Origin of the sequence: Actinoplanes sp. CA-051413, from assembly GCF_050955795.1 — a bacterium.
In the GTDB taxonomy this organism is placed as follows: Bacteria; Actinomycetota; Actinomycetes; order Mycobacteriales; family Micromonosporaceae; genus Actinoplanes.
This window is the reverse complement of the sequence record NZ_CP192100.1, coordinates 4,768,586-4,789,470: the sequence shown is the minus strand read 5'-3', so window position 1 is coordinate 4,789,470 and position 20,885 is coordinate 4,768,586. Positions and strand designations below refer to the sequence as shown.

Sequence of the window (20,885 nt, the reverse complement as noted above, 5' to 3'; positions counted from 1 at the left end):
AGAAGCCTGGGTGACGTCCGTGACGATCGACTGCGCCGATCCGGTGCGGCTGGCCCGGTTCTGGGCCGACCTGCTCGGGCTGCAGGTCAGGCCCCGGGAGAGCCGGTACGTCGCGCTGACCCGTCCTGCCTCCGGGACACCGGAGCTCGTCTTCCAGCCTGTACCGGAGGAGAAGGCCGGCAAGGTCCGCCTGCACCTCGACATCGGCGTGCACGACCTGGACGCGGCACGCCGCCACGCGGTGGCGCTCGGCGCCTCGCCCGCCGACGACCTCGACGATCCGGGCGACGATTCGCTCGTCGTGCTGCGCGATCCGGAAGGCAACGAGTTCTGCCTGATCCGCCGGGCGGCCGGCGAGCTCTGAGGGACGCGGCCTCAGCGGAGGCGTTCGCGGGTGTTCAGGTCCCAGAAGTGCAGGGCGTTGCCGCGGTCGCCGGAGGCCACGATCGTGCGCCCGGCGACGTCGGCGGTGGCCACGCAGCTCACGAACTCGTGGTGCCCGTCGTACCGGAACTCCCCGGGTCCGCCGGTCCCGTGCGCGTTCACCCCGACGATCCAGTCCTCGGCCGTGATCAGCACGACGGCGCCCTGGACGGCCGCCCGGTGGCTCCATCCCCGTTTCGACCGGTGCCGGCTGAGCACCGTACGGGTGGCGACGTCGATCACCTGGACGTCGGTGGCCTCCTCCGGGTGGTACCCCGTGCCGCCGCCGAAGGCGTCGATCCCCTGGACGACCACGAGCCGTCCGTCCAGCGTCGCCAGTGTCCCGACCTCGCACTCCTCCGGCACGGCCATGGGCTCGTACAACGGTTTGCCGGCGGCCACGTCCCACAGAGTCAGCGTCGGGCTGTCGCCCCCGATCGTCAGGGCGACGAGCCGCCCGTCCAGCACGCCCAGGTCCGTGCGGCTCACCCGCAGGTCCGCGCCGGTACGCAGCTCGGCGACGAGCTCACTCGTCACGGCGTCCCAGATTCGCAGGACGCCGTCCGCCGTTCCGATCGCCACCACCGCGCGACCGCCCACCTCGGCCGGGCTGATCCCGGCGATCCGCTTGTCCAGCCGGGCCAGCGGCTCGCCGCGAGGGACACCGGCGTGGACCTGCCAGCGCAACACCACCCCGCTCCCGTCGCCGGTGACGAGGATGTCGCGGTCGGGGCCGGTGAAGGCGACGTGCGTGACCTCAGCGGCATGGTCGGTGAGGGCCGGGCCGAGGGCCTGCCCGGTGGCCGCATCCCACAGGCGCACGGTCCGGTCGGCGCCACCGGAGGCGAACACCGGGCGGCCCTGCCACCGGCCGGCGGCGACGGTGTGGACGGCGTCGGTGTGTCCGCTGCTCGCGGCCGGTGCGCGCAGTCGCCACAGGCGCGGTGGGCCGCTCGCCGCGTGGGACACCACAACTGGTTCGCCGTCCCGCTCGGTCACGTGTACGGCGACGATCCGATCGCCGTGACCGGTCCAGGGCCCGCCGACGCAGGCGCCAGTGGCGGCGTCCCAGACGCGTACGGTCTTGTCCCAGCTCCCCGAGGCCACCACGGTCCGGCCGTCCACGGTGCCGAAGGCCAGCGCGGTCAGGCCCTGGGAGTGACCGGCCATGGGCGGCACGACGGCCGCGCCGCTGGCCGGGTCGAACACGTGCACCGCGTGGTCCTTGCCGCCGGCGGCGAGCATCGCACGGTCGCCGATCCGGCCGGCGGCGATCGTCGACACGGAGCTGGAAAGTCCGCGGTACGGCCGGCCCAGCGGCTCACCGGTGACGGCGTCCCACGATCGGACCGTACGGCCGACCGCCACCGCCACCGCCGCACGGTCGTCGATCCGGGTGAACACCACGTCGGCCGGGCGGTCGTCGGCCGTGGTGTGCGCCAGCGAGACCTCGGCGACCAGCGCGCCGGCATCGGGATCCCACAGGCTGAGGCCGACACCGCTGTCCCGGCCGCCGGTGACGAGGGCGAACATCCTGCGGCCGGCCACCTCACCGGCCGCGATCCGGTCGGCGGACCGGTCCAGCCGGGCCACCGGAATGCCGGCTTCGACGTCCCACAGGCGCATGGGTCGCCCGCGCTGCAGGACGACGGCACGACCGGCGTCGCCCGTGGCACCGATGACGCTGTCGTCCGGTGATCCGCCGTAGAACGGGCTGCTGAACTCCCGCCCGGTCCGCGCGTCGAACAGGCGCAGTGCTCCCCCGGCGCCGCCGAGGGCAACCGTGGGTGAGCCGTCGACCTCGCCCAGCGCTGTCCGCGACATACCGCCGTCCGTCAGCGGGATGCGCTGGGTCCCCTGCGACGAGCACACCCACAGCGCGGACGAGCCGTCCCGGTCGACTGTCACCGCGAAGAAGCCGTTGGCCACGCTGCCCAGCGCCACTCGCGCGCATTCGCCGTCGTATCCGGCGAAGGCGTCCGGGAAGACCGGCTGCCCGGTGGTCAGATCCCACAGTGTCAGCGGCGATGCCACCTTGCCGGAGCGGGCGGCGAGCAGCAGCGGCCGTCCGTGCACCGTCGCGACGTCGATCTCCTGGACGTCGTCGAAGGGTGGCGCCGTCGGGAGCGCGGCGCCGGTGGTCACGTCCCACAGCGAGACCTTGCAGGCGGCGTGGTGATCGAGGAAGGCGACCAGCAGCCGGCCGTCGTGGTCCACCGCCGCCATCCGGAAGACCGAACCGGAGAAGTCACAGCTGAACGGCTGCCCGTACGGCTCCCCGGTCAGCGCGTCGTACAGCCGTAGCGAGGTGGCCGACTCCTGCGCCACGAGGAGGTGCCGACCCTGGAACTCCGTGAGACACCAGCCGTTGCGGCGGCCGTGCTTGGCGATCGGCGCGCCGGTCTGTACATCGTGGACCACCAGGCCGGATCCGGCGGCGATCACGACCGGCCGCCCGTCGAGCACGGTGAGGGAGATGCCGCGGGGTTTCAGCGGCAGCGGTACGCCGACCGGTGAACCCGTCACCGCGTCCCGGACGACGACGGTTCCGCTGGGCCGGCCCGCAGTCGCGACCAGGCCGCCCGCGCCGAGCGCCAGGGCGTCGTGCTGCTCACGGCGCAGTCCCGAGTGGTCCGGCAGCACCGCGCCGGTGGCCAGGTCGACCGCCCTGACGAAGCCGGCCTCACCGTCGCCCGGGGCCGGCACCACCAGCACCGGGCGTCCCCCGGCCGTCACCATCGTCGCGGCCCGGGTCCCGTCGAGCGGACCCGGCAGCAGGAGATGGGGCGCGGCGCCGGGAGCTTCCATCCGCGGCAGCCTAATGGGCGGCACCCGTGGTGGGTGCCGCCCGGTCGTGCGTGGTCGTGGGTTACTTCAGCCAGGGCAGGCGCTGCACCACCGGCAGGCGGGCCCACATCTTGCCCAGACCGAGGGTGTCACCGGCGGCGGTCAGAGCGAGGACAGCCAGGACACCGGCGTAGATCAGGTGGTCGTCCATGAAGGGGTTGTTCTCCGGAGGCAGCACCGCGGTCCACATCAGAACCAGCAGCACACCACCGGCAGCCGCGGCCAAGCGCATACCGATACCGGCGATCAGGGCGATGCCGATGCCGGCCAGACCCAGCATGAACAGCCAGTCAGCCCAGGCCGCACCGGCGATGCTGTGGTAGACGCCCTCGAACGGACCCGCGACCGCCTTGCCCAGGAAACCGTTGGTCGGGCTGCCACCGTTGATCCAGGCACCCTTCTCCGGGGTGGCCAGGCCGAGGCCGAACAGCTTGTCGATGAACGCCCACAGGAACACCCAGCCCAGCGCCAGACGCAACCCGGCGAGGGTGAAACGAGTGGCCTTGCTGCGACGGGACTCCGTGACGGTCGTGCCACCGGTCTTGAGCGAGACCCGGGTGGTGGGGTTCTGGACGGCGGTCATGGCGTCCACGTCCTTTCTGGGTTCGTTGTGTACACCCCTATTCCAGCCGCCGTCGACGCCGGTGATCAGTGCCGCACTGCCGTACCTGCCGGGACCTTCGGCCCCTCGGGTGCCGGGCCCAGCAGGTACTGCCGCACGGTCGGGGTGAGCCAGGCGATCAGGTCGGCCCGTTCCATCGCGACCACCGGGGGCAGCTTGAGCACGTACCGGCACAGCGCCAGCCCGAGCACCTGGCTGGACACCAGCCCGGCCCGGGTGTGCGGCTGGTCCGGGGCCACCCGCTCGGCCAGCGGGCCCAGCTGGGCCGCGAAGATCTCCCGCATGCGCTCGGCGGCGGCCGGGTTGGTCACGCCGGCCCGCAGCAGCGCCATCAGCGTCTCGTCGCCCTCCCAGCGGTCCAGGAAGTGGCCGACGAGCAGGGCGGCGATCTCGTCCACCGGTACGCCGGACAGCTCCGGCAACCGCAGGTCGAACTCGGCCGCCGCGGCGAACAGGCGTTCCTTGTTGCCGTAGTAGCGCATCACCATCGACGGGTCGATGGCCGCGTCCGCCGCGATGGCCCGGATGGTGGCCCGCTCGTACCCGTCGGCGGCGAACCGTTCCCGGGCCGCGCGCAGGATCGCCGCCCGGGTGCCGTCGGACCGCCGTGGTCGTTCTTCGCTCATGCCAACAAGTGTATGCCAACACATGTTGACCCGCGCGCCGAGGAGGACTACCTTCGAGTCAACAGATGTTGGCAAACAAACGTTGGCAGGTGACTCCGATGCTCCCCGCAACCACCGATGTCCTGATCGTCGGCGCTGGTCCCGTCGGCCTGGCCACGGCCGCTGCCCTTACCGGCGCGGGGGTCGACGTCACGGTCGTCGACCGCGCCGCGACCGCCGCGCACACCAGCCGGGCCGCCGTGGTGCACGCACACACCCTCGAGGTGCTCGACCGGATCGGCGCGGCCGACCCCCTGGCGGCGGCCGGCATCCCGGCGCCGCGCTTCACCATCCGCGACCGCGACCGCACCCTGGTCCCGATCTCGTTCGTCGACCTGCCCACCCGTTTCCCGTACGCGCTGATGGTGCCGCAGTCGACCACCGAGGCCGTGCTGCACGACCGGCTGGTGGCCGCCGGTGGCCGGGTCCTGCGCGGCTACGAGGCTGTCGGCCTGTCCGGCGGCACGGTGACCTTCGCCAACGGTGAGAGCGTGACCGCCCGCTACGTGGTCGCCGCCGACGGCATGCACAGCACGATCCGAGAGCTGGCCGGCATCCGCTTCGGCGACCCGTCGTCCGGCGGCGAGTCGTTCACCCTGGCCGACGTGAAGGTCGACGGCGGCCCGCCCCGCGACGAGGTGGTGCTGTACTTCTCCGGCGCCGGCCTGCTCGTCTGGGCACCGCTGCCCGACGGCACAGTCCGCCTGGTGGCCGCCGTCGACGACGCCCCCGAGCATCCCGACACCGCGTACGTCCAGTCCCTGCTGGACCACCGCGGACCGGCCCGCTCCCCCGCCCAGGTCGCCGAGGTGGTCTGGGGTTCGCGGTTCCGCGTCCACCACCGCGTCGCGGACACCTTCCGCGCCGGGCCGGTCCTGCTGGCCGGCGACGCCGGCCACGTGCACAGCCCGGCCGGCGGCCAGGGCATGAACCTCGGCCTCAAGGACGGCCTCGCGCTGGCCGACGCCCTCACCGAGACGTTGCGGTCCGGCTCCGAGGCACCCCTCGACCGGTACGCCGCAGAGCGCCGTCCCGTGGCCCAGGCCGTGGTCGGCTTCGCCTCGCAGCTGACCCGCTTGGCGACCGTGCCGGCACCGCTGCGCCCGGTCCGCAACGCGCTGCTGTCCACGCTCGCGCGGATCCCGGCGTTCCGCCGCCGCCTGGCGTACCGGCTCTCCGGGCTCGACCAGCGCCGCGCCGGCCCGGCGGTTGCGGGAGAATCGCAGCATGGAATCGAGCGAACCGGCCACCGAGCCTCAGGCACGTGATCGAGACGCCGCCGGGCGGCCCCGCAACGCCCGCCCCCGCGACGGGCTGGGCCGGCCGCTGCCCAAGGGGATGCCCGGCGTGCCGACCACGCCCGACGACCTGGTCCTGCCGCCCGTCGAGGCGCTGCGCGAGGCCCAGCGCCTGCTCGACGGCGGGCGGCCGTTCCACGCCCACGAGGTGCTCGAAGCGGCCTGGAAGGCGTCCGGCCAGCCGGAACGCGAGTTCTGGCGGGGCCTGGCCCAGCTCGCGGTCGGCCTGACCCACGCGCGGCGGGGCAACACCGAGGGCGCGGCCCGGCTGCTAAGGCGGGCGGCGGACCGGATCGAGGACTACGCCGCGGCCCCGCCGTACGGCGTACCGGTGGTGGCGCTGACCGCCTGGGCGCGGAGCACGGCCGAGCTCATCGACCACGCTGACGGCAGCCTGTCCGACCAGGCGCTGACACCGCAGCTCGGGCCCACAGGGCTACCGTGGGCGGGTGCTGTGGACAGCTGAGGAACTGCGCCGCCGGCTGGACCGAGCCCAGCAGGAGGTGGCCCGGCAGGGCTGGACGGCCCTGCTGGTCACGCCCGGCCCCGACCTGCGCTATCTGACCGGCTACGAGGCGCTGCCGCTGGAACGGCTCACCTGCCTGGTGCTGCCGGCCACCGGCGAGGCGACCCTGATCGTCCCCCGGCTGGAACGGGCCGCCGCCGAGGCCGCGCTCGGTGACCTGCGGCTCCGGCTGGCCGACCACCCCGACGGCGGTGACGCCGCGGGGCTGCTGGCCGGCACGCTGCCGGACACGACCGGGGTGGTCGGGGTCGTGGACGCGATGCCCGCCGCCCACCTGCTCCCCCTGCAACGCCTGCTGCCCGGCCTGCGCTGGGTGGAGGCCGGCCGGGCGACCGGATCGCTGCGCGCGGTGAAGTCACCGGCGGAGATAGCCGCGCTGGCCGAGGCCGGGGCCGCCATCGACGAGGTGCACCGCCAGCTGCACCGCTGGCTGCGCCCGGGCCGCACCGAGGCCGAGGTCGCCGCCGACATCGACGTGGCCATCCGCGACGCCGGGCACGCCCGAACGGACTTCGTCATCGTCGCGGCCGGCCCGAACGCCGCCAGCCCGCACCACAGCAGCGGGCCGAGGATCATCGAACGCGGCGACCCGGTGGTCGTCGACATCGGCGGCACGATGCCGAGCGGCTACTGCTCCGACTGCACCCGTACGTACGTCATCGGGCCGTCGGCTCCCGCGGACTTCACCGACTACTACGCCGTGCTCCAGGCCGCCCAGCGGGCCGCGGTGGCCGCCGTCCGGCCGGACGTAAGCGCCGAGGCGGTGGACGCCGCCGCGCGCAGCCCCATCGAGCAGGCCGGCTACGGGGAGCTGTTCCTGCACCGCACCGGTCACGGGATCGGGCTTGAGACGCACGAGGACCCGTACATCGTCGCGGGCAACACTGATCCCCTGGTGGCGGGCATGGCGTTCTCCGTCGAGCCGGGCATCTACCGGGCCGGCGCGCACGGGGCCCGGATCGAGGACATCGTCGTCTGCACCACGGTCGGCGTACGGCGGCTCAACACCACCGACACCGGCCTGGTCCACCTCTAACGCTCGTTCAGGACCAACCCGTGGGTACCGGAAATGCGGCGAGCCGCTACGGTTTACGACATGACGACCTACTCGGGTCCGGCAACGCTGATCCTCGTCGACGGCGCACGCGTCACCGGCATGGCCTCGCTCGGCACCAACAACCGGGGGAACCTCAACGGCTGGAGCGGCACGTTCCGGCCCAACGAGGTCAGCACGGACATCCGTAACGCGACCGAGGGACTGCAGCTGGAGCTGCCCTACGACCAGATCGGTGAGGTCGCCGTGACCGGCGTCCGCAAGCTGCTGGCCACCCAGGTGCTGATGTCGCTGGTCGGTCGCGGGCCCGCACCTTTCTGAGGCCGGCCCGGCCGGGCCCTCGGGGTCATACCGGGGTCGTCTCCGGGTATGGCCGGATAGGCCGCCGGCGCGCCGCACGCGAGGCTCGCAGACATGGGAAGTGTCCGAGCCTCGCTCGTGCGATCCGACGCCGCCGTGCTGCATCTGCGGGTGCTGCTGCTCTCGGGCATCGCGACGGTCCTGATCACCCGCGGCTTCCTCGCGGCCACCGGCTATCCCAAGCTGGGCGGCGGGGGCCTGCACATCGCCCACGTGCTCTGGGGCGGCCTGCTCATGCTGGCCGGCCTGGGCGCCGCACTGGCCCTGGCCGGGCGGGTGGCCCAGCTGGGCGCGGCCGTGCTGGGCGGCGTCGGCTTCGGGCTGTTCATCGACGAGGTCGGCAAGTTCGTCACCGAACGGACCGACTACTTCTACCGGCCGGCCGCCGGCCTCATCTACCTCGCCTTCGCGGCGCTGGCCGTGCTCACCGGACGGGTCCGCCGCAGCCCGGCACCGCCGGACCGGCGCACCGCCGAGGCCGCGCAGTTGGCCGTCACCGGGGTCACCTCGGGGCTGACCGCCCGCCAGCACGCCGCCGCGTCACGGCTGGTCGAGGGCTCCGACCGGGAGGCCGACCGGGCGGTGGCCCGACTGCTCGCCGCGGTGCCACCCCGGCGTGACGTGTGGGACGAGCGCCGGGAGGCGGCCGTGGACCTGATCCGGGCCACGCTGACCCCGGTGCGCCGGGCCCGGCTGGTGGCGGTGAGCGTCGGCGCGGTCATCGCGCTGCCGTTGGTCACGATGATCGGCGCCACCGGCGAGGCCCTGACCGGCGACCTCGTCCGTGATCCGGAACTCGGGGCCACCCTGGCGGTGGCGGCCTCGGCTGTGGTGTCGTCCGTACTCGCCGTCGGGGCGCTGCTGCGGCTGGGCCGCGACCGGGCGGCGGCGTTCCGGCTGCTCTCCCTGTCATTGCTCGTGAACCTGCTGGTCGGGCAGGTCTTCACCTTTGTCGTCAACCAGTTCGCGGCCGTGGCCGCGCTCGGCGTGACCGTGCTGCTACTGGCGGTCGTGCGGCACGAATCCGACCGCCTTTCCTAGCCGACCGCAGGCCGCGAGGGACACTGTCGCGGTGACGCACCCCCCACCGGACTCCGCGCCGAACGCCGAACGCCTCGTCTTCTTCACCGACGCGATCACCGCGATCGCGCTCACGCTGCTGATCCTGCCGCTCCTCGACCTCGTCACCGGCGCGGGTACCGGCCACCGAACCCTCGACCAGCTGGTTCACGAGCAACTCGGCGAGTTCGGCTCGTTCCTGCTCAGCTTCGCCGTGATCTTCCGGCTGTGGTGGTCCCATCACCGGATGTTCGAGCACGTCGAAACGCTCCACCCGGCCCTGCTACGGGCGAACGTGATCTGGACGCTCGCGATCGTGATGCTGCCGATCTCGACCGCGGTGATCATCGCCTTCCCGCCGACAGCGGGCAGCGTCGCGCTGTACGGTGGCACGCTGATCCTGGCCAGCGGGGCGATGACCGCGCTGGCGGTGATCATCCATCGCCACCCGGACCTCAGCGGAGGCCGCCCGCCGGTCACCCGCGAGCAGATGCTGACCACCGTGACGGTCCTCGGCGTGCAACTGCTGAGCACCCTGCTCGGCGCGGTGTTCCACGACCGCGTCAACTACTGGGCGTTTCTCCTGATGTTCCTGGCCGGCCCGGTCGAGAGCCTGGTCCGGGCCCGCTGGGAGAAGGGCCGGCCGCCCCGGCCGGCGTCCGGGACGAGGTAGCTCCCGGGGACCGGACCACCCGCCGGGCCGTTGCCGGCGACCGGCGGGTGACCGGATCTGTCCGTGCTCACCATGAGCTAGCTGACGACCACGACCGTGATCGTGTAGGTCTGCTCACCCTGCGGGATGCGCACGGTGACCGTTCCCGGCCTGACGAACCGCAGGTCGACCACGCCGGCCTCGTAGTTCTGGGACACCAGCGACCCCGGAACCGCGGTCACGAGACCCGGCCCGATTCCCTGCAGCCGCAGGACCCCACCGGTGTGGAAACACATGGACTTGATCAGGTCCAGCACGGTGTTGTGCAGGTCCAGGTCGTGCCGGACGGCGCCGTAGCAGGTGGCGGTCGGCTTGGTGGAGATCGGTTCGGCTGAGTGGGCCGGTCTGACGGTCCTGGTCCGCACCGGTCTCTGCCCGGTCGGCTGTCTCGCGAGACCGAGCTCGGGGCTCTCGGCCCGAGCCGGCGCACTGGGCGCCGTACTCGGGATCCGGACCGGGGCGGCGGACACCTGGTTCTCGGCTGCCTGCGCGGGCCGCGGTGACACCGAGGAGTCGCCACAGGCGGCCAGCGTGAGGGTCGCGATCGCGGCGACCGTACCGGCGGCCGCACCATGACGGAACGTGGAGTGACGCATTTCGGATCTCTCTTTCGTCGACGTGAAGGTCTGTCACCCAGTCAGTCACGTCGGCGCCGGCTTTTGTTCGCAGCTTCGCCTAGGTCATTTTTCCTGTCTCGTCGAGGCTGACGTACTGGGGCACGTCGTTGCGCAGCTGCTCCTGCATTGCCCGTACCTCGTCGGCGGAGACGCCGCGCAGGCAGGCCGGCAGGCCGCGCAGCACCTCCTCCAGGCCGAGCGCCCGGTTGGCGTTGTGGTGGTAGAACCGCAGCTCAGCCACGAAGTCGGCCATCATCACCGTGGCCTTGGCCGGGTTCTCCCGCCACAGCCAGGTGAACACCGAACCGAACGAGTCGCCGAGCACCGCCGTGGTGCCCGGCTCCGAGTGCTCCAGAGTCAGCTCGGCCTCGTAGAACACGACACTGACCAGCAGCTGATCGAGAATGTGCTCAGGTATCTCGCGGGTGTGCACATAGGCATCTTCTCTGGTGCACGCCACCCTTAGTGACCCGCCGCCCGGCGGTTGTTCTGTCGGGGCCGCGACAATGGCCGTCTCGCGCGTCATCCACCGGCGGTCACCGCGACCCGGTCAGCGGTGGTCTGCCGCGGGCCGGGCTCCGATTTACGCTGCCGAGGAATCAACATGGGCGGTTCGCCGGCCGGCTCCGATCCGGCCCGCTCTGATTCGGCCGGTTCCGATCCGGCCCACTCTGGCCCAGCCGACGACAACCCGGCGGCCTGCGGCGCGGCCGGAGGCAATCCAGCGGGCTGCGGCTCGGCCGGCAGCTCCCGACGGTGCCCGATCGCGAGGGCCGCCGCATACCCGAAGGCGCAGGCGACCGGCAGCCAGATCGGCGCCATCAGCCGGTTGTACTCGGTGTCGACCGGATGGGCCAGGAGCATCAGCACTCCGGTCAGCCCGGTGAAGATCCACAGTGCCGCCACGGCGCGCATCCGCAGCACGAGCACGACGACCGCGAACAGGAACGCGGCCAGGGTGCCCGGCACGGCCAGCTCCAGGCCGAGCTGGTCCGGCCAGAAGCCGAGGTTGCGCTCGACCAGCCACCCGATCGGGTCCGCCACGTCCGGGCGGGCCTTGAAGTGGCGGGTAGCGAAGTCCTGGATCGTGTCGTTCAGGCCCGGCAGGTGCAGCACCCGGCTGAGCAGCTGCCAGGCCAGCGCGGCCAGCAGCCCGGTCGCGCCGAGCATCACCCCGGGCCACCGCTGCCGCCGGCCGAGTGCCGTGAGGGCCCCGGCGGCGAGCAGGGTCAGGGCCATCGCCATCCCGCTGGCCGAGCGAACCGCGAACAGCCAGGCCAGCGCCGCAGCCACGAGCAACAGCCCGGCCCGGCGGCCCCGCACCACCAGAGTGGCACCGAGCAGGACCGCGAGGTATCCGGCGAAGACGCCGCTTTCGGTGAGCATCCGGGTCATGGCGAAACCCGTCGGCAGGACGAACAGAACGGTCGCGGCCAGCACTCCGGCCAGTCGCAGACCGCTGGCCAGCCAGACGGCCAGATACGCCAGTACGGCCGCGAGCAGCGCCAATATCAACGTCGCCGCCATCATGCCGGTCCACAATCCCAGCGTCGCGACGAATGGCGCGGCGAACAGCGGATAACCGGGCCGGCTGTGGAAGATCGCGGCGTATCGGGGCGAGAATCCGGCGGTCACGTAATTCTTGCAGGTCGGCGTCTCGCCGCGCGCCCGTGACGAGCGGTTCAGGTCCCGGCACACCTGCGTGCCCGCCTCGATGCGGGCCACCTCGGGATCCGTACCGCTGAAGATCAACGCCTGGCGCATGTACCAGAAGCTGTCCCCGGAGGCGACCCGCCGCGGATCCTCGTAGCGCGCGAAGAAGAGCAGGCTGGCGATCACGATGACGAGCAGCACCCAGGCCGTCTCGATCAGGCCCCGTCGGGCGCGGGACCTCGACGGGCGCGACCCGGCCCGATCAGCAACAACCGTTTCCACGTATTGACTCGATCCCCGTGATTGAGCATGACGATCAGCGGTCGCGCGTAGTCCGCGACCGCTGTTTCGCGGCGCGTCATTCCTGATCGCCCCGCTGTCCCCCTAGACGCCGGACCGAGCACCGGCGGGCGACAGGAAAGGGAAAAGAATCCAATGCGGGGCTGGTGATCCGGCCCGGTGTAGCCTCCGGCCGGGAGGACAACGTGCCGAGGAACGCTGAGAGCCCCGCGCTACGGGGGCGCCGACGTGAGCGGGAGCTGCTCGACGGGCTGCTGCGCGACATCCGGGCCGGGCACAGCCGGGTCCTGGTGCTGCGCGGGGAAGCCGGAGCCGGCAAGACCGCTCTGCTGGACTACCTGAGCGGGCATTCCCCCGGGGGCCGGGTCGTCCGCGCGGCCGGGGTCGAGCCCGAGTCGGAGATCGCGTACTCCGCGCTCCAGCAGTTGTGCGCTCCCCTGCTGGACCACCTCGACCGGCTCGCCGAGCCGCAGCGGGCCGCGCTGGCCACCGCCTTCGGGCTCAGCTCCGGCAGCCCGCCGCAGGCCCTGCTGGTCGGGCTGGCCGTGCTGGGGCTGTTCGCCGAGGCCGCCGCCGAGCAGCCGCTGGTCTGCGTGGTGGACGACGTGCAGTGGCTGGACCGGATGTCCGAGGTGGTGCTCACCTTCGTCGCCCGCCGGCTGGAGGCCGAGTCCGTCGCCCTGGTCTTCGCCGCCCGCAGTCCCGGCGACGAGCAGCTCCTTCCTGGCCTGCCGGAGCTGAGTGTCACCGGACTGCCCGACGCGGACGCCCACGATCTGCTGGACTCGGTGCTGCCGGGCCCGGTCGACGCCCGGATCCGCGAACGGATCGTCGCCGAGACGCGCGGCAACCCGCTGGCCCTGCTCGAACTGCCGCGCGATCTCACCCCGGCGGAGCTGGCGTTCGGGTTCGGTGCGCAGACCGCGATGCCGTTGCCGAGCCGGGTGGAGGAAGGCTTCCAGCGGCGCATCGCTGCGTTGCCACCGGACACCCGCCGGCTGCTGCTCACCGCCGCCGTCGAGCCGGTCGGCGACGTCACGCTGCTGTGGCGCGCCCTCAAGCGGCTGGGCGTCGGTCCGGAGGCGGCGGCCCCGGCCGAGGCTGCCGGGCTGGTCGAGTTCGCCGCCCGTACGCGTTTCCGGCATCCGCTGGTGCGCTCGGCCTGCTGGCGGTCCGCCGACGCCGCCGAGCTGCGGGACGTGCACCGGGCCCTGGCCGAGGTTACCGACCCGGCGCAGGAGCCCGACCGCCGGGCCTGGCACCGGGCCCATGCCGCGGTGGGACCGGACGAGCAGGTCGCCGGCGAGCTGGAACGGTCGGCCGACCGGGCGCTGTCCCGCGGCGGTCGCTCCGCGGCGGCGACGTTCCTCGAACGCGCGGCGGAGCTGAGCCCGGACCCGAAGCCCCGCGCCGCCCGGGCGCTCGCCGCCGCGCAGGCCCGGTTCGAAGCCGGGGCGCCGGCCCGGGTGCCCGGCCTGCTGGCTGCCGCCGAGCTGGGTCCGCTCGGTCCGTTGCAGCGGGCCCGGGTGGAGCGGTTGCGGGCCCAGGTCGCGTTCTCCCTCAACCGCGGGCGGGCCGCCGGGCCACCGCTGCTGGCCGCCGCCCGCCGCCTCGAGGAGCTCGACCTGGCCGCGGCTCGTGAGACGTACCTGTCGGCGCTGGGCGCGGCCGTGCACGCGGGACGGCTCGGCGGCGACGACCTGCGCCACGCGGCCGAGGCCGCCCGTGAGGTGCCGGCCGGTACGGACGCCGCCGGCCTGCTGCTGACCGGCCTCACGACCTGGACATTGGACGGGTACGCGGCCGCCGTACCGGAATTGCGCCGGGCCCTGGGGACGCTGACCGCCGACGAGGACCTCGGTCTGCTGTGGCTGGCCGTACCGGTAGCGCAGCTGCTCTGGGACGACGCGGCCTGGCACCGGCTCACCGAGCAGGCAGTCCGCGTCGCCCGCGCGACTGGCGCGATGTCGCTGCTGCCCACCGCGCTGGTCTTCCGGGCCGGCGCGCTGCTGCCGGCGGGCCGGTTCACCGACGCGTCGGACGTGCTCGACGAGGCCGCCGCCATCGGGCAGGCCACCGGGCTGCCCACGCCGCCCTCGGCCGCGCTCACCCTGGCGGCCTACCGCGGCCACGAGGCCCCCGCCCTGGAACTGATCAACGCGACCGCCCGGGACGCCGACGCGCGTGGTGAGGGCGCGTTGCACGGCCTGGCCGGTCTCGCCGAAGCGGTGCTGCGCAACGGGATCGGCCGATATCAGGACGCGACGCGGGCCGCCCGCCAGGTGGTCGAGTACGAGGATCCCGGCGTCCACGCCTGGGCCCTGGCCGAGCTGGTCGAGGCCGCGACCCGCGCCGGGGAGACCGCGGTCGCCGCGGAAGCACGCGAGCGTCTCGCGGAGCGGACCAGCGCCGCCGGTACGGACTGGGCGCTCGGTGCGCAGGCCGTCGCCGACGCGCTCGCGGGACCGGCGACCAAGACCGAGGACCGCTACCGCGAGGCGATCGAACGCCTGACCGCCACCACCCGGCAGGAGGTGCAGGTGGCCCGGGCCCGCCTGCTCTACGGCGAGTGGCTGCGCCGGGAGAACAGGCGCACCGACGCCCGCGCCCAACTGCGCACGGCCCACGAGGCGTTCACCGCGATGGGGGCGGAGGGCTTCGCCGACCGGGCCGGCCGCGAGCTGGTCGCCACCGGCGAGACCGTCCACAAGCGTGTCCCGGGCGCCCGCGCCGAGCTGACCGCGCAGGAGGCCCAGATCGCCCGCCTGGCCGCGGCGGGACGCACCAACCCGGAGATCGGCACCGTCCTGTTCCTCAGCCCGCGCACCGTCGAGTGGCACCTGCGCAAGGTCTTCGGCAAGCTCGGCCTCGGCTCCCGCCGGGAACTGGCCGCCGCCCTGCGCGATGGTCCATAGTGTTCGGATGCCGCAGGGTCTGACGTACGCCAGCGCGGTCAAGCTGCTCGGTGGGTCGAGCCCGCTGGTCACGGTCGCGGACAACCTGCTGGGCGGGGCGCTGAGCCTGGCCACGGCCGGCGGCAGCGAGGTCGCGCTCAGCCTCTTCGACGCCAAGGCCGAGGCGATCCGGCTCGGCCACCTGGTGGCCGGCAAGCTGACCGAGACGGTACGCGGACTGAGCCGCTACGACCGCAGCATGCGGCTGCAAGCAGCGCACGGGGTCCTGGTGGTGACCGCGTTCTTCGAAGCGCTCGACGACTGCCTCGGCACGTCCGGCATGGCCTCGCCCGGCTTCACCCGCGACGAGCAGATCATGCTGGCCGTGGGCACCAAAGTGACCGGTGACTGGCCCGGCCGGCTGCTCGCCGCACCCATTCCGGTGCCGTCACCGGACCGCGGCTACGACGAGCTTCTGGGCGACCTGCGGCAATGGTTCACCGCGTTGGCGGCGAAGACCGTCGACCACCTCGCCGGCCTCGACGTCTGGGACAGCTCCGACGTGCGCACCCAGCGCCTGGCCGACAGCCTGCTGCGCACCGTGCTGCCGGACCGGGCCGTCGAGCGCTACGAGGAGGCGGCTCGGCGGATGTCCGCCGAGCTGCCCGAGTTCGCGATCTGGATGCGCCGACTGGAGGACCGGGCAGCGACGCGCGGTCTCCAGGCTCTGGAAGAGGCGCTGCTGCGGGCCACCTCCGGCCGTGACCCGGTACGGCTGCGCGCCGCCATCGCCGCCGCGTACCGGGCGGACCTGGACCGTCCCATCCTCGGCGGCGACGCCGGCGACCTGATCATGCCCGCCCTGGGCGCGGCCTACATCGATCCGCGTTTCCGGGTCCAGGTGGCCGGCGTCGGATCCCGGCCGGCCGAACAGGACTGGTGGCAGGCGGAGCCGCGCGACGACCTGGCCGGCTTCCTGGCCACCTACGTGACCACCCCGCAGGCGGCGGACGTCCCGATGCTGCTGCTGGGCCAGCCCGGCGCCGGCAAGTCCTCGCTGACCCGGATCCTGGCCGCCCGGCTGCCGGCCGCGGATTTCCTGGTCGTCCGGGTCGCCCTGCGCGACGTGCGCGCCGAGGCGGAGATCCAGGACCAGGTGGAGCAGGCGCTGCGGGACACCGTCGGCGAGACCGTGGCCTGGGCGGAGCTGGCCCGCTCGGCCGGCGGGGCGATGCCGGTCATCCTGCTCGACGGCTTCGACGAGCTGCTCCAGGCCACCGGCATCCACCAGTCCGACTACCTGCAGCGGGTGGCGGCGTTCCAGCAGCGTGACGCGGTGCTCGGCCGGCCGGTGGCGGTGCTGGTGACGACCCGTGAGGCGGTCGCCGACCGGGCCCGGCTGCCGGCCGGGGGCCTGGTCGTCCGGCTGGAGCCGTTCGCCGACGAGCAGCTCGAACGGTGGCTGGCGGTCTGGAACGGCGCGAACGGCGAGCGGCTGGCCGCGGCCGGCCGGCGCCCGCTGTCGGCGGCGGTGCTGCGGCGCTTCCCCGACCTGGCCGAGCAGCCGCTGCTGCTGTTGATGCTGGCGCTCTACGACGCCACGGGCAACGCCCTGCAGAGCGACGACGAGACCTTCGACATCGGCCAGCTCTACGAGCGGCTGCTGAGCGAGTTCGCCGACCGGGAGGTACGCCGGGTGCACGCCGGCCGTCCCGAGTCGGCGATGCCGGACCTGATCGAGGCGGAGCTGTTGCGGCTGTCCGTGGTCGCGTTCGCGATGTTCCACCGCCTGCGGCTCTGGGCCACCACCGAGGAGCTCGACGCGGACCTGGCCGGCCTGGGTCTGCGGGCGTCGCGGGAGGCGGGCAGCGAGGGCTTCCGGGCGCCGATCACGGCCGGGCAGGAGATGGTCGGGCGGTTCTTCTTCATCCAGCGGGCCCAGGCCCACCAGGACGACCGGACCCGGCAGACGTACGAGTTCCTGCACGCCACGTTCGGCGAATACCTCGTGGCCCGGTTGGTCGTGCAGGCGTTGCGGGACGCGGCCGCGCGGGCTCGGGCCCGTACCCTGCAGCTCGGCCGGGCCGAGGAGGACGACCTGCTGCAGTCGTTGCTCGGCTTCACTCCGTTGAGTGCCCGCACCACGGTCCTGCCGTTCGCCACCGCCCTGCTGAGCGGCCCGGACACGGCGGAGGTCCGGGAGTGGCTGGTGGAGCGGCTGCGCACGGCGGTCACCCGGCCGCATTATGTCCCGCGCGGATATCAGCCGGTCGACAAGCGCATCGACCACTGGATGGCGACCTATTCGTTCAACCTGATGCTGCTCACCCTGGCCTGCGGCGGCACCGTGCGGGCGTCGGAGCTCTTCCGCAACGCCAGGGACCCGGCGCACTGGCTGCGCGACACGGCCCTGCAGTGGCGGGCGGCCGTACCCGGGGACATGTTCCTCGACGCGCTGGAGCCGCTGGCCGTGACCCGGGCCTGGGCCGCCGACGGCCGCCGCGACCTGATTCTGGAGCACTCCCCGGGAGCCGGCGTCGATCACGTCGATCCGTTCTGGTCCCACGGTTTCGGCCCGGACTGGGACTTCCGCGACGCGGATCCCGGCAGCGGCTTCAGCGACTACTTCCCGCTGGGTCCCGCGCTGACGTCGATGCAGCTGAGCAGTGCGCTCAGCGACGATGCCCTGCGGCACGCGGTGGAGCCATTGATCGACCGGCTGCCGGAAACGGTGACGACCTTCACCCTGCACGGGCCCGACGACGCGGAGTCCTTCGCCCGCATGCTGGTCCGCCTGTGGGTGGACTCGGCCCTGGGCGACGAACCGTCCCGCTTGCTGGCCGCCTACGACAGGGTGGCCGCCGCCCTGGTGGGCAATGCCTGGGGACCGGCCGAGGCTTCGACCAGCTCGCCGGATCTCGTCATCCGCATGGTGCTGCACAGCCTCGCCACGGACGCGCACCGGCTGCCCTCCGCCGACGTGCTGCGCCTGGCCAGGCAGATCCGGGTGGCCGCCAGGTTCGATCCGGCCGAGCACCTGCTGCCGCTGGTGGAGTGCCTCCTGGCGGACCCGGCTCCGATCGTCGGCGAGCGCCAAGGACTGATCATCGACGTCTTGGCCGAAACGACGGCGCTGGTGGGCGAGATGTCACCGGAGGACTGCCTGCGCCTGCTGATTGCGCTGGGACGCGCCCATTACCCGGTGTCGAGTGGGACGATGGCGGCGATCGACGAACGCCTGGCGGCACCGGGCTTCCCTGACCGGATGCGGACCGGCCCGGACCTCGTCGCCCGCCTGAGGGAAGCTCGTGGGCGCCTACCCGAGCTCTGAGGCGGCCGGCACCTCGTCGCGCAGGCCGACGCAGTCGTACTCCCAGAACGTGGACGGGTAGACGAACGTCCCGGTCATCCAGGATTCGTAGGCGGACAACCGCGCGACCTGAAAGCCGGCGTCGGGGACGCGCGGCGAGGGCTTGACGAAGCCGAGCTCCCCGGCGCGGACGAACCCGTGACGGGAGTAGTAACGCGGATCGCCTTCGAGGAAGACCAGCGGAACGCCACGCTCGTCGAGCTGCCCCAGCGCCGCGCGGACGAGGGCCGAGCCGATCCCGCGGCGCTGCCACTGCGGCGTGACCGCGAGTGGGCTCAACGTCTTCACCTCGACCAGCCGCTGCGGGGCGTCGACCCAGGCCCGGCTGACCATGACGTGCCCGACGACCTCCTCGGCTTCCTCGGCCACCAGGGAGAGTGCGGAGGGGTCGTCGCGCCGCAGGGCGTCGACCAGCTGGGCGACCGTGTCTCCGTGCCCGGGGCCGAACCCACTGCGATGGACGTCGGCCACCGCAGCATGGTCACGCGCCTGCTCACTGCGAAGGGACATGGCGGCAAGTTAACGCCCGCCGCCACGGCCGCCAAGCGATTAACCGCTCGCCTGTCTCAGGGCTGCAGGGGCTTGCGGCGGGGCCGGACCACCCGGTGGGTGATGCGCCAGCCGGCGGCCGTGCGTTCGACGGTGTCGTCGTAGGTGACGCTGCCCGCTGATCCGTCCGCCATGATGCCGAGTCCCTTGGACGTGGCGTGCACGGTACCGCACCGATCACCGGCACTGGCGGCAGTGGGCGCTCGTCGACGGGCAGAACTCCCGGCCCACGGCCAGGGCCACCGTGCGGACGGCCGGGCCGATCGCGCGGGGATCGAGCCGGCCCGACCAGCCCGAGACCGCGACGGCCGCCACCGGGTGCCCATCGGCGTGCAGGATCGCGCAGGCCACGCCGCCGACTCCCGGGCCGGACTCCTCGCTCTCGTAGGCCAGGCCCGACTCGCGTACCAGCCTCAACTGCCGTCGCAGCGACGCCGGGGTCGACACCGTGCGCGGCCCGAGCGCCGCCAGCGGCTGGGCACAGACCAGGTCAACGGCCGCGTCGTCGCTGCACGCCAGCAGCGCCTTGCCGGCCGCACAGGCGTGCGCCGGCATCCGGCCACCGGACGGCGGCGGCTCCGGAGTGTCCCGGCCGCGCAAGACCTCGAGGTGTACGACGTCAGCCCCGTCCAGAACCGCAAGCTGCACCGACTGCCGCGTCGCCTCCCGCAGGTCCACCAGGTACGGCAACGCGACCGCGCGCAGGTCCCGGCGGCGCATGGTGAGCTGGCCGAGCTCGGCCAGTCGCGGGCCCAGGTGCAGGTGCGGGCCGCTGCGTTCCAGGAAGCCGTACGCCACCAGCTCGGTCACCAGCCGGGAGGTCGTCGACTTGGGCAGGCCGCAGCGCCGGCTGATCTCGCCGAGCCGCAGCTCGCGGTGCTCCGGGTCGAACGCGCCGAGCACCGCCGACACCCGGGCCACGGCCACGTCGGGGATGTTCCGCTCAGCGGGACGTTCCATCGCAGCTCCCTTGACAGGCCCGCACCCTCGTCGCTTACTAACGTACCAGTTCGTACATCGAGTGCCGTTGATCAGCACGACGGGAGCTTCACACCCATGAAACCTTGCCGGTACGGCCTCATCGGTGCGGGCATCGGCGCCTCGCTGTCCCCGTCGCTGCACGAGACCGAGGGCCGGCACCACGGGCTGAACCTGTCGTACGAGCTGATCGACATCGCCGAGCCCGGTACGCCGGACGACCTCGGCCACCTCCTCACCCGCGCGCAGGCCGACGGGTTCGCCGGGGTCAACATCACCCACCCGTTCAAGCAGCGGGTCGTCGGGCTGCTGGACGAGCTCTCCCCGCAGGCGCGCGACATCGGCGCGGTCAACACGGTCGTCTTCCGGCACGGCCGGCGGCTGGGCCACAACACCGACGCGTACGGCTTCGCCGAGTCGTTCCGCCGGGGGCTGCCGGGCGCGGCGGTCGGCCGGGTGGTGCAGCTCGGTGCCGGCGGCGCCGGCGCGGCCTGCGCGTTCGCCCAGCTCAGCGGCGGCGTCGAGCAGCTGACGGTGGTCGATCCGGACGCCGATCAGCGGGGGCTGCTGGCCGAGGCGCTGAGCATGCGCTTCGAGGTCGAGCGGATCGCGGTGGCGGCACCCGACGAGCTGCCCGCGGTGCTGGCCGCGGCCGACGGCCTGGTCAACGCGAGCCCGGTCGGTATGGCGGCCAGCCCCGGGCTGCCGCTGCCGGTCACGCTGCTGCGCCCGGGCCTGTGGGTGGTCGACATCATCTATCTGCCCGTCGAGACACAGCTGCTGCGCGCCGCCCGGGCCAAGGGTCTGCGCGCCATCGGGGGCGCCGCCATGTGCGTGTTCCAGGCCGCCGCCGCGTTCGAGCTCTTCACCGGGTGCACCCCCGACACCGGGCGGATGCTCGCCCACCTCAACCGGCTGCTGCAAGGCAGCGGGCGCCACATCCACGCCTGACCCGTCC

18 protein-coding genes are annotated in these 20,885 nt (G+C 73.2%); 10 read left to right on the top strand and 8 right to left on the bottom strand.

The window, feature by feature from the left end:
• Positions 1-10: 10 nt before the first annotated feature.
• Positions 11-364 (top strand): VOC family protein, encoded by a 354-nt coding sequence (locus tag ACQP2Y_RS22615; protein WP_433731399.1) that lies wholly within the window; start codon positions 11-13, stop codon positions 362-364.
• An 11-nt stretch (positions 365-375) separates the two neighbouring features.
• On the opposite strand, the gene ACQP2Y_RS22610 is transcribed toward ACQP2Y_RS22615, so the two are convergent.
• The 3 genes from ACQP2Y_RS22610 to ACQP2Y_RS22600 all read right to left on the bottom strand — a co-directional run bounded on the left by ACQP2Y_RS22610 (position 376) and on the right by ACQP2Y_RS22600 (position 4,518).
• Positions 376-3,231, bottom strand: coding sequence for a WD40 repeat domain-containing protein (locus ACQP2Y_RS22610; protein WP_433731397.1), 2,856 nt, complete (start codon positions 3,229-3,231; stop codon positions 376-378).
• A 61-nt stretch (positions 3,232-3,292) separates the two neighbouring features.
• Positions 3,293-3,853, bottom strand: a complete 561-nt coding sequence (locus tag ACQP2Y_RS22605) for a hypothetical protein (protein WP_433731395.1) — start codon at positions 3,851-3,853, stop codon at positions 3,293-3,295.
• Positions 3,854-3,918: 65 nt separating this feature from the next.
• The gene (locus ACQP2Y_RS22600; RefSeq protein WP_433731393.1) at positions 3,919-4,518 is read right to left on the bottom strand and encodes a TetR family transcriptional regulator; all 600 of its coding nucleotides are present in this window, start codon (positions 4,516-4,518) and stop codon (positions 3,919-3,921) included.
• A gap of 98 nt (positions 4,519-4,616) precedes the next feature.
• Between ACQP2Y_RS22600 and ACQP2Y_RS22595 the strand changes: the two genes are divergently transcribed.
• The 6 genes from ACQP2Y_RS22595 to ACQP2Y_RS22570 all read left to right on the top strand — a co-directional run bounded on the left by ACQP2Y_RS22595 (position 4,617) and on the right by ACQP2Y_RS22570 (position 9,527).
• Positions 4,617-5,825: an FAD-dependent oxidoreductase gene (locus ACQP2Y_RS22595; RefSeq protein ID WP_433731391.1), complete on the top strand. Its 1,209-nt coding sequence runs from the start codon at positions 4,617-4,619 to the stop codon at positions 5,823-5,825.
• The gene (locus tag ACQP2Y_RS22590) at positions 5,785-6,321 is read left to right on the top strand and encodes a DUF309 domain-containing protein (protein ID WP_433731389.1); all 537 of its coding nucleotides are present in this window, start codon (positions 5,785-5,787) and stop codon (positions 6,319-6,321) included. The genes ACQP2Y_RS22595 and ACQP2Y_RS22590 overlap by 41 nt, the downstream gene beginning before the upstream one ends.
• Positions 6,308-7,417 (top strand): M24 family metallopeptidase, encoded by a 1,110-nt coding sequence (locus ACQP2Y_RS22585; protein ID WP_433732027.1) that lies wholly within the window; start codon positions 6,308-6,310, stop codon positions 7,415-7,417. Before ACQP2Y_RS22590 ends, ACQP2Y_RS22585 begins: the two co-directional genes overlap by 14 nt.
• Before the next feature lie 60 nt (positions 7,418-7,477).
• Positions 7,478-7,756 carry a hypothetical protein gene (locus ACQP2Y_RS22580; protein ID WP_360552794.1) on the top strand — a complete coding sequence of 93 codons (279 nt, stop codon included), beginning with the start codon at positions 7,478-7,480 and terminating at the stop codon, positions 7,754-7,756.
• Positions 7,757-7,849: 93 nt separating this feature from the next.
• Complete coding sequence (locus tag ACQP2Y_RS22575; protein ID WP_433731387.1) at positions 7,850-8,836, top strand: hypothetical protein; 987 nt, start codon at positions 7,850-7,852, stop codon at positions 8,834-8,836.
• 31 nt (positions 8,837-8,867) lie between these two features.
• Positions 8,868-9,527: a TMEM175 family protein gene (locus tag ACQP2Y_RS22570; protein WP_433731385.1), complete on the top strand. Its 660-nt coding sequence runs from the start codon at positions 8,868-8,870 to the stop codon at positions 9,525-9,527.
• Between the two features lie 77 nt (positions 9,528-9,604).
• On the opposite strand, the gene ACQP2Y_RS22565 is transcribed toward ACQP2Y_RS22570, so the two are convergent.
• From ACQP2Y_RS22565 to ACQP2Y_RS22555, 3 genes are all read right to left on the bottom strand, one after another.
• Complete coding sequence (locus ACQP2Y_RS22565) at positions 9,605-10,162, bottom strand: hypothetical protein (RefSeq protein WP_433731383.1); 558 nt, start codon at positions 10,160-10,162, stop codon at positions 9,605-9,607.
• Positions 10,163-10,241: 79 nt separating this feature from the next.
• Positions 10,242-10,616 carry a hypothetical protein gene (locus tag ACQP2Y_RS22560; protein WP_433731381.1) on the bottom strand — a complete coding sequence of 125 codons (375 nt, stop codon included), beginning with the start codon at positions 10,614-10,616 and terminating at the stop codon, positions 10,242-10,244.
• Positions 10,617-10,705: 89 nt separating this feature from the next.
• A complete protein-coding gene (locus ACQP2Y_RS22555; protein WP_433731379.1) occupies positions 10,706-12,118 on the bottom strand; it encodes a hypothetical protein in 1,413 nt (470 codons plus the stop codon).
• Positions 12,119-12,321: 203 nt separating this feature from the next.
• Between ACQP2Y_RS22555 and ACQP2Y_RS22550 the strand changes: the two genes are divergently transcribed.
• Both ACQP2Y_RS22550 and ACQP2Y_RS22545 read left to right on the top strand, forming a co-directional pair.
• On the top strand, positions 12,322-15,051 hold the full coding sequence (locus tag ACQP2Y_RS22550; RefSeq protein ID WP_433731377.1) for an ATP-binding protein: 2,730 nt from the start codon (positions 12,322-12,324) through the stop codon (positions 15,049-15,051).
• A gap of 7 nt (positions 15,052-15,058) precedes the next feature.
• Entirely contained in the window at positions 15,059-18,361 is a 3,303-nt protein-coding gene (locus ACQP2Y_RS22545; protein WP_433731375.1) for an NACHT domain-containing protein, read from the top strand.
• Here the strand turns inward: ACQP2Y_RS22545 and ACQP2Y_RS22540 are convergent.
• Entirely contained in the window at positions 18,347-18,910 is a 564-nt protein-coding gene (locus ACQP2Y_RS22540; protein WP_433731373.1) for a GNAT family N-acetyltransferase, read from the bottom strand. The genes ACQP2Y_RS22545 and ACQP2Y_RS22540 overlap by 15 nt on opposite strands.
• Before the next feature lie 216 nt (positions 18,911-19,126).
• Positions 19,127-19,909, bottom strand: coding sequence for an IclR family transcriptional regulator (locus ACQP2Y_RS22535; protein ID WP_433731370.1), 783 nt, complete (start codon positions 19,907-19,909; stop codon positions 19,127-19,129).
• A 96-nt stretch (positions 19,910-20,005) separates the two neighbouring features.
• Here ACQP2Y_RS22535 and ACQP2Y_RS22530 point away from each other — a divergent pair, with 96 nt between their 5' ends.
• A complete protein-coding gene (locus ACQP2Y_RS22530) occupies positions 20,006-20,878 on the top strand; it encodes a shikimate dehydrogenase (RefSeq protein WP_433731368.1) in 873 nt (290 codons plus the stop codon).
• Positions 20,879-20,885: the final 7 nt, after the last annotated feature.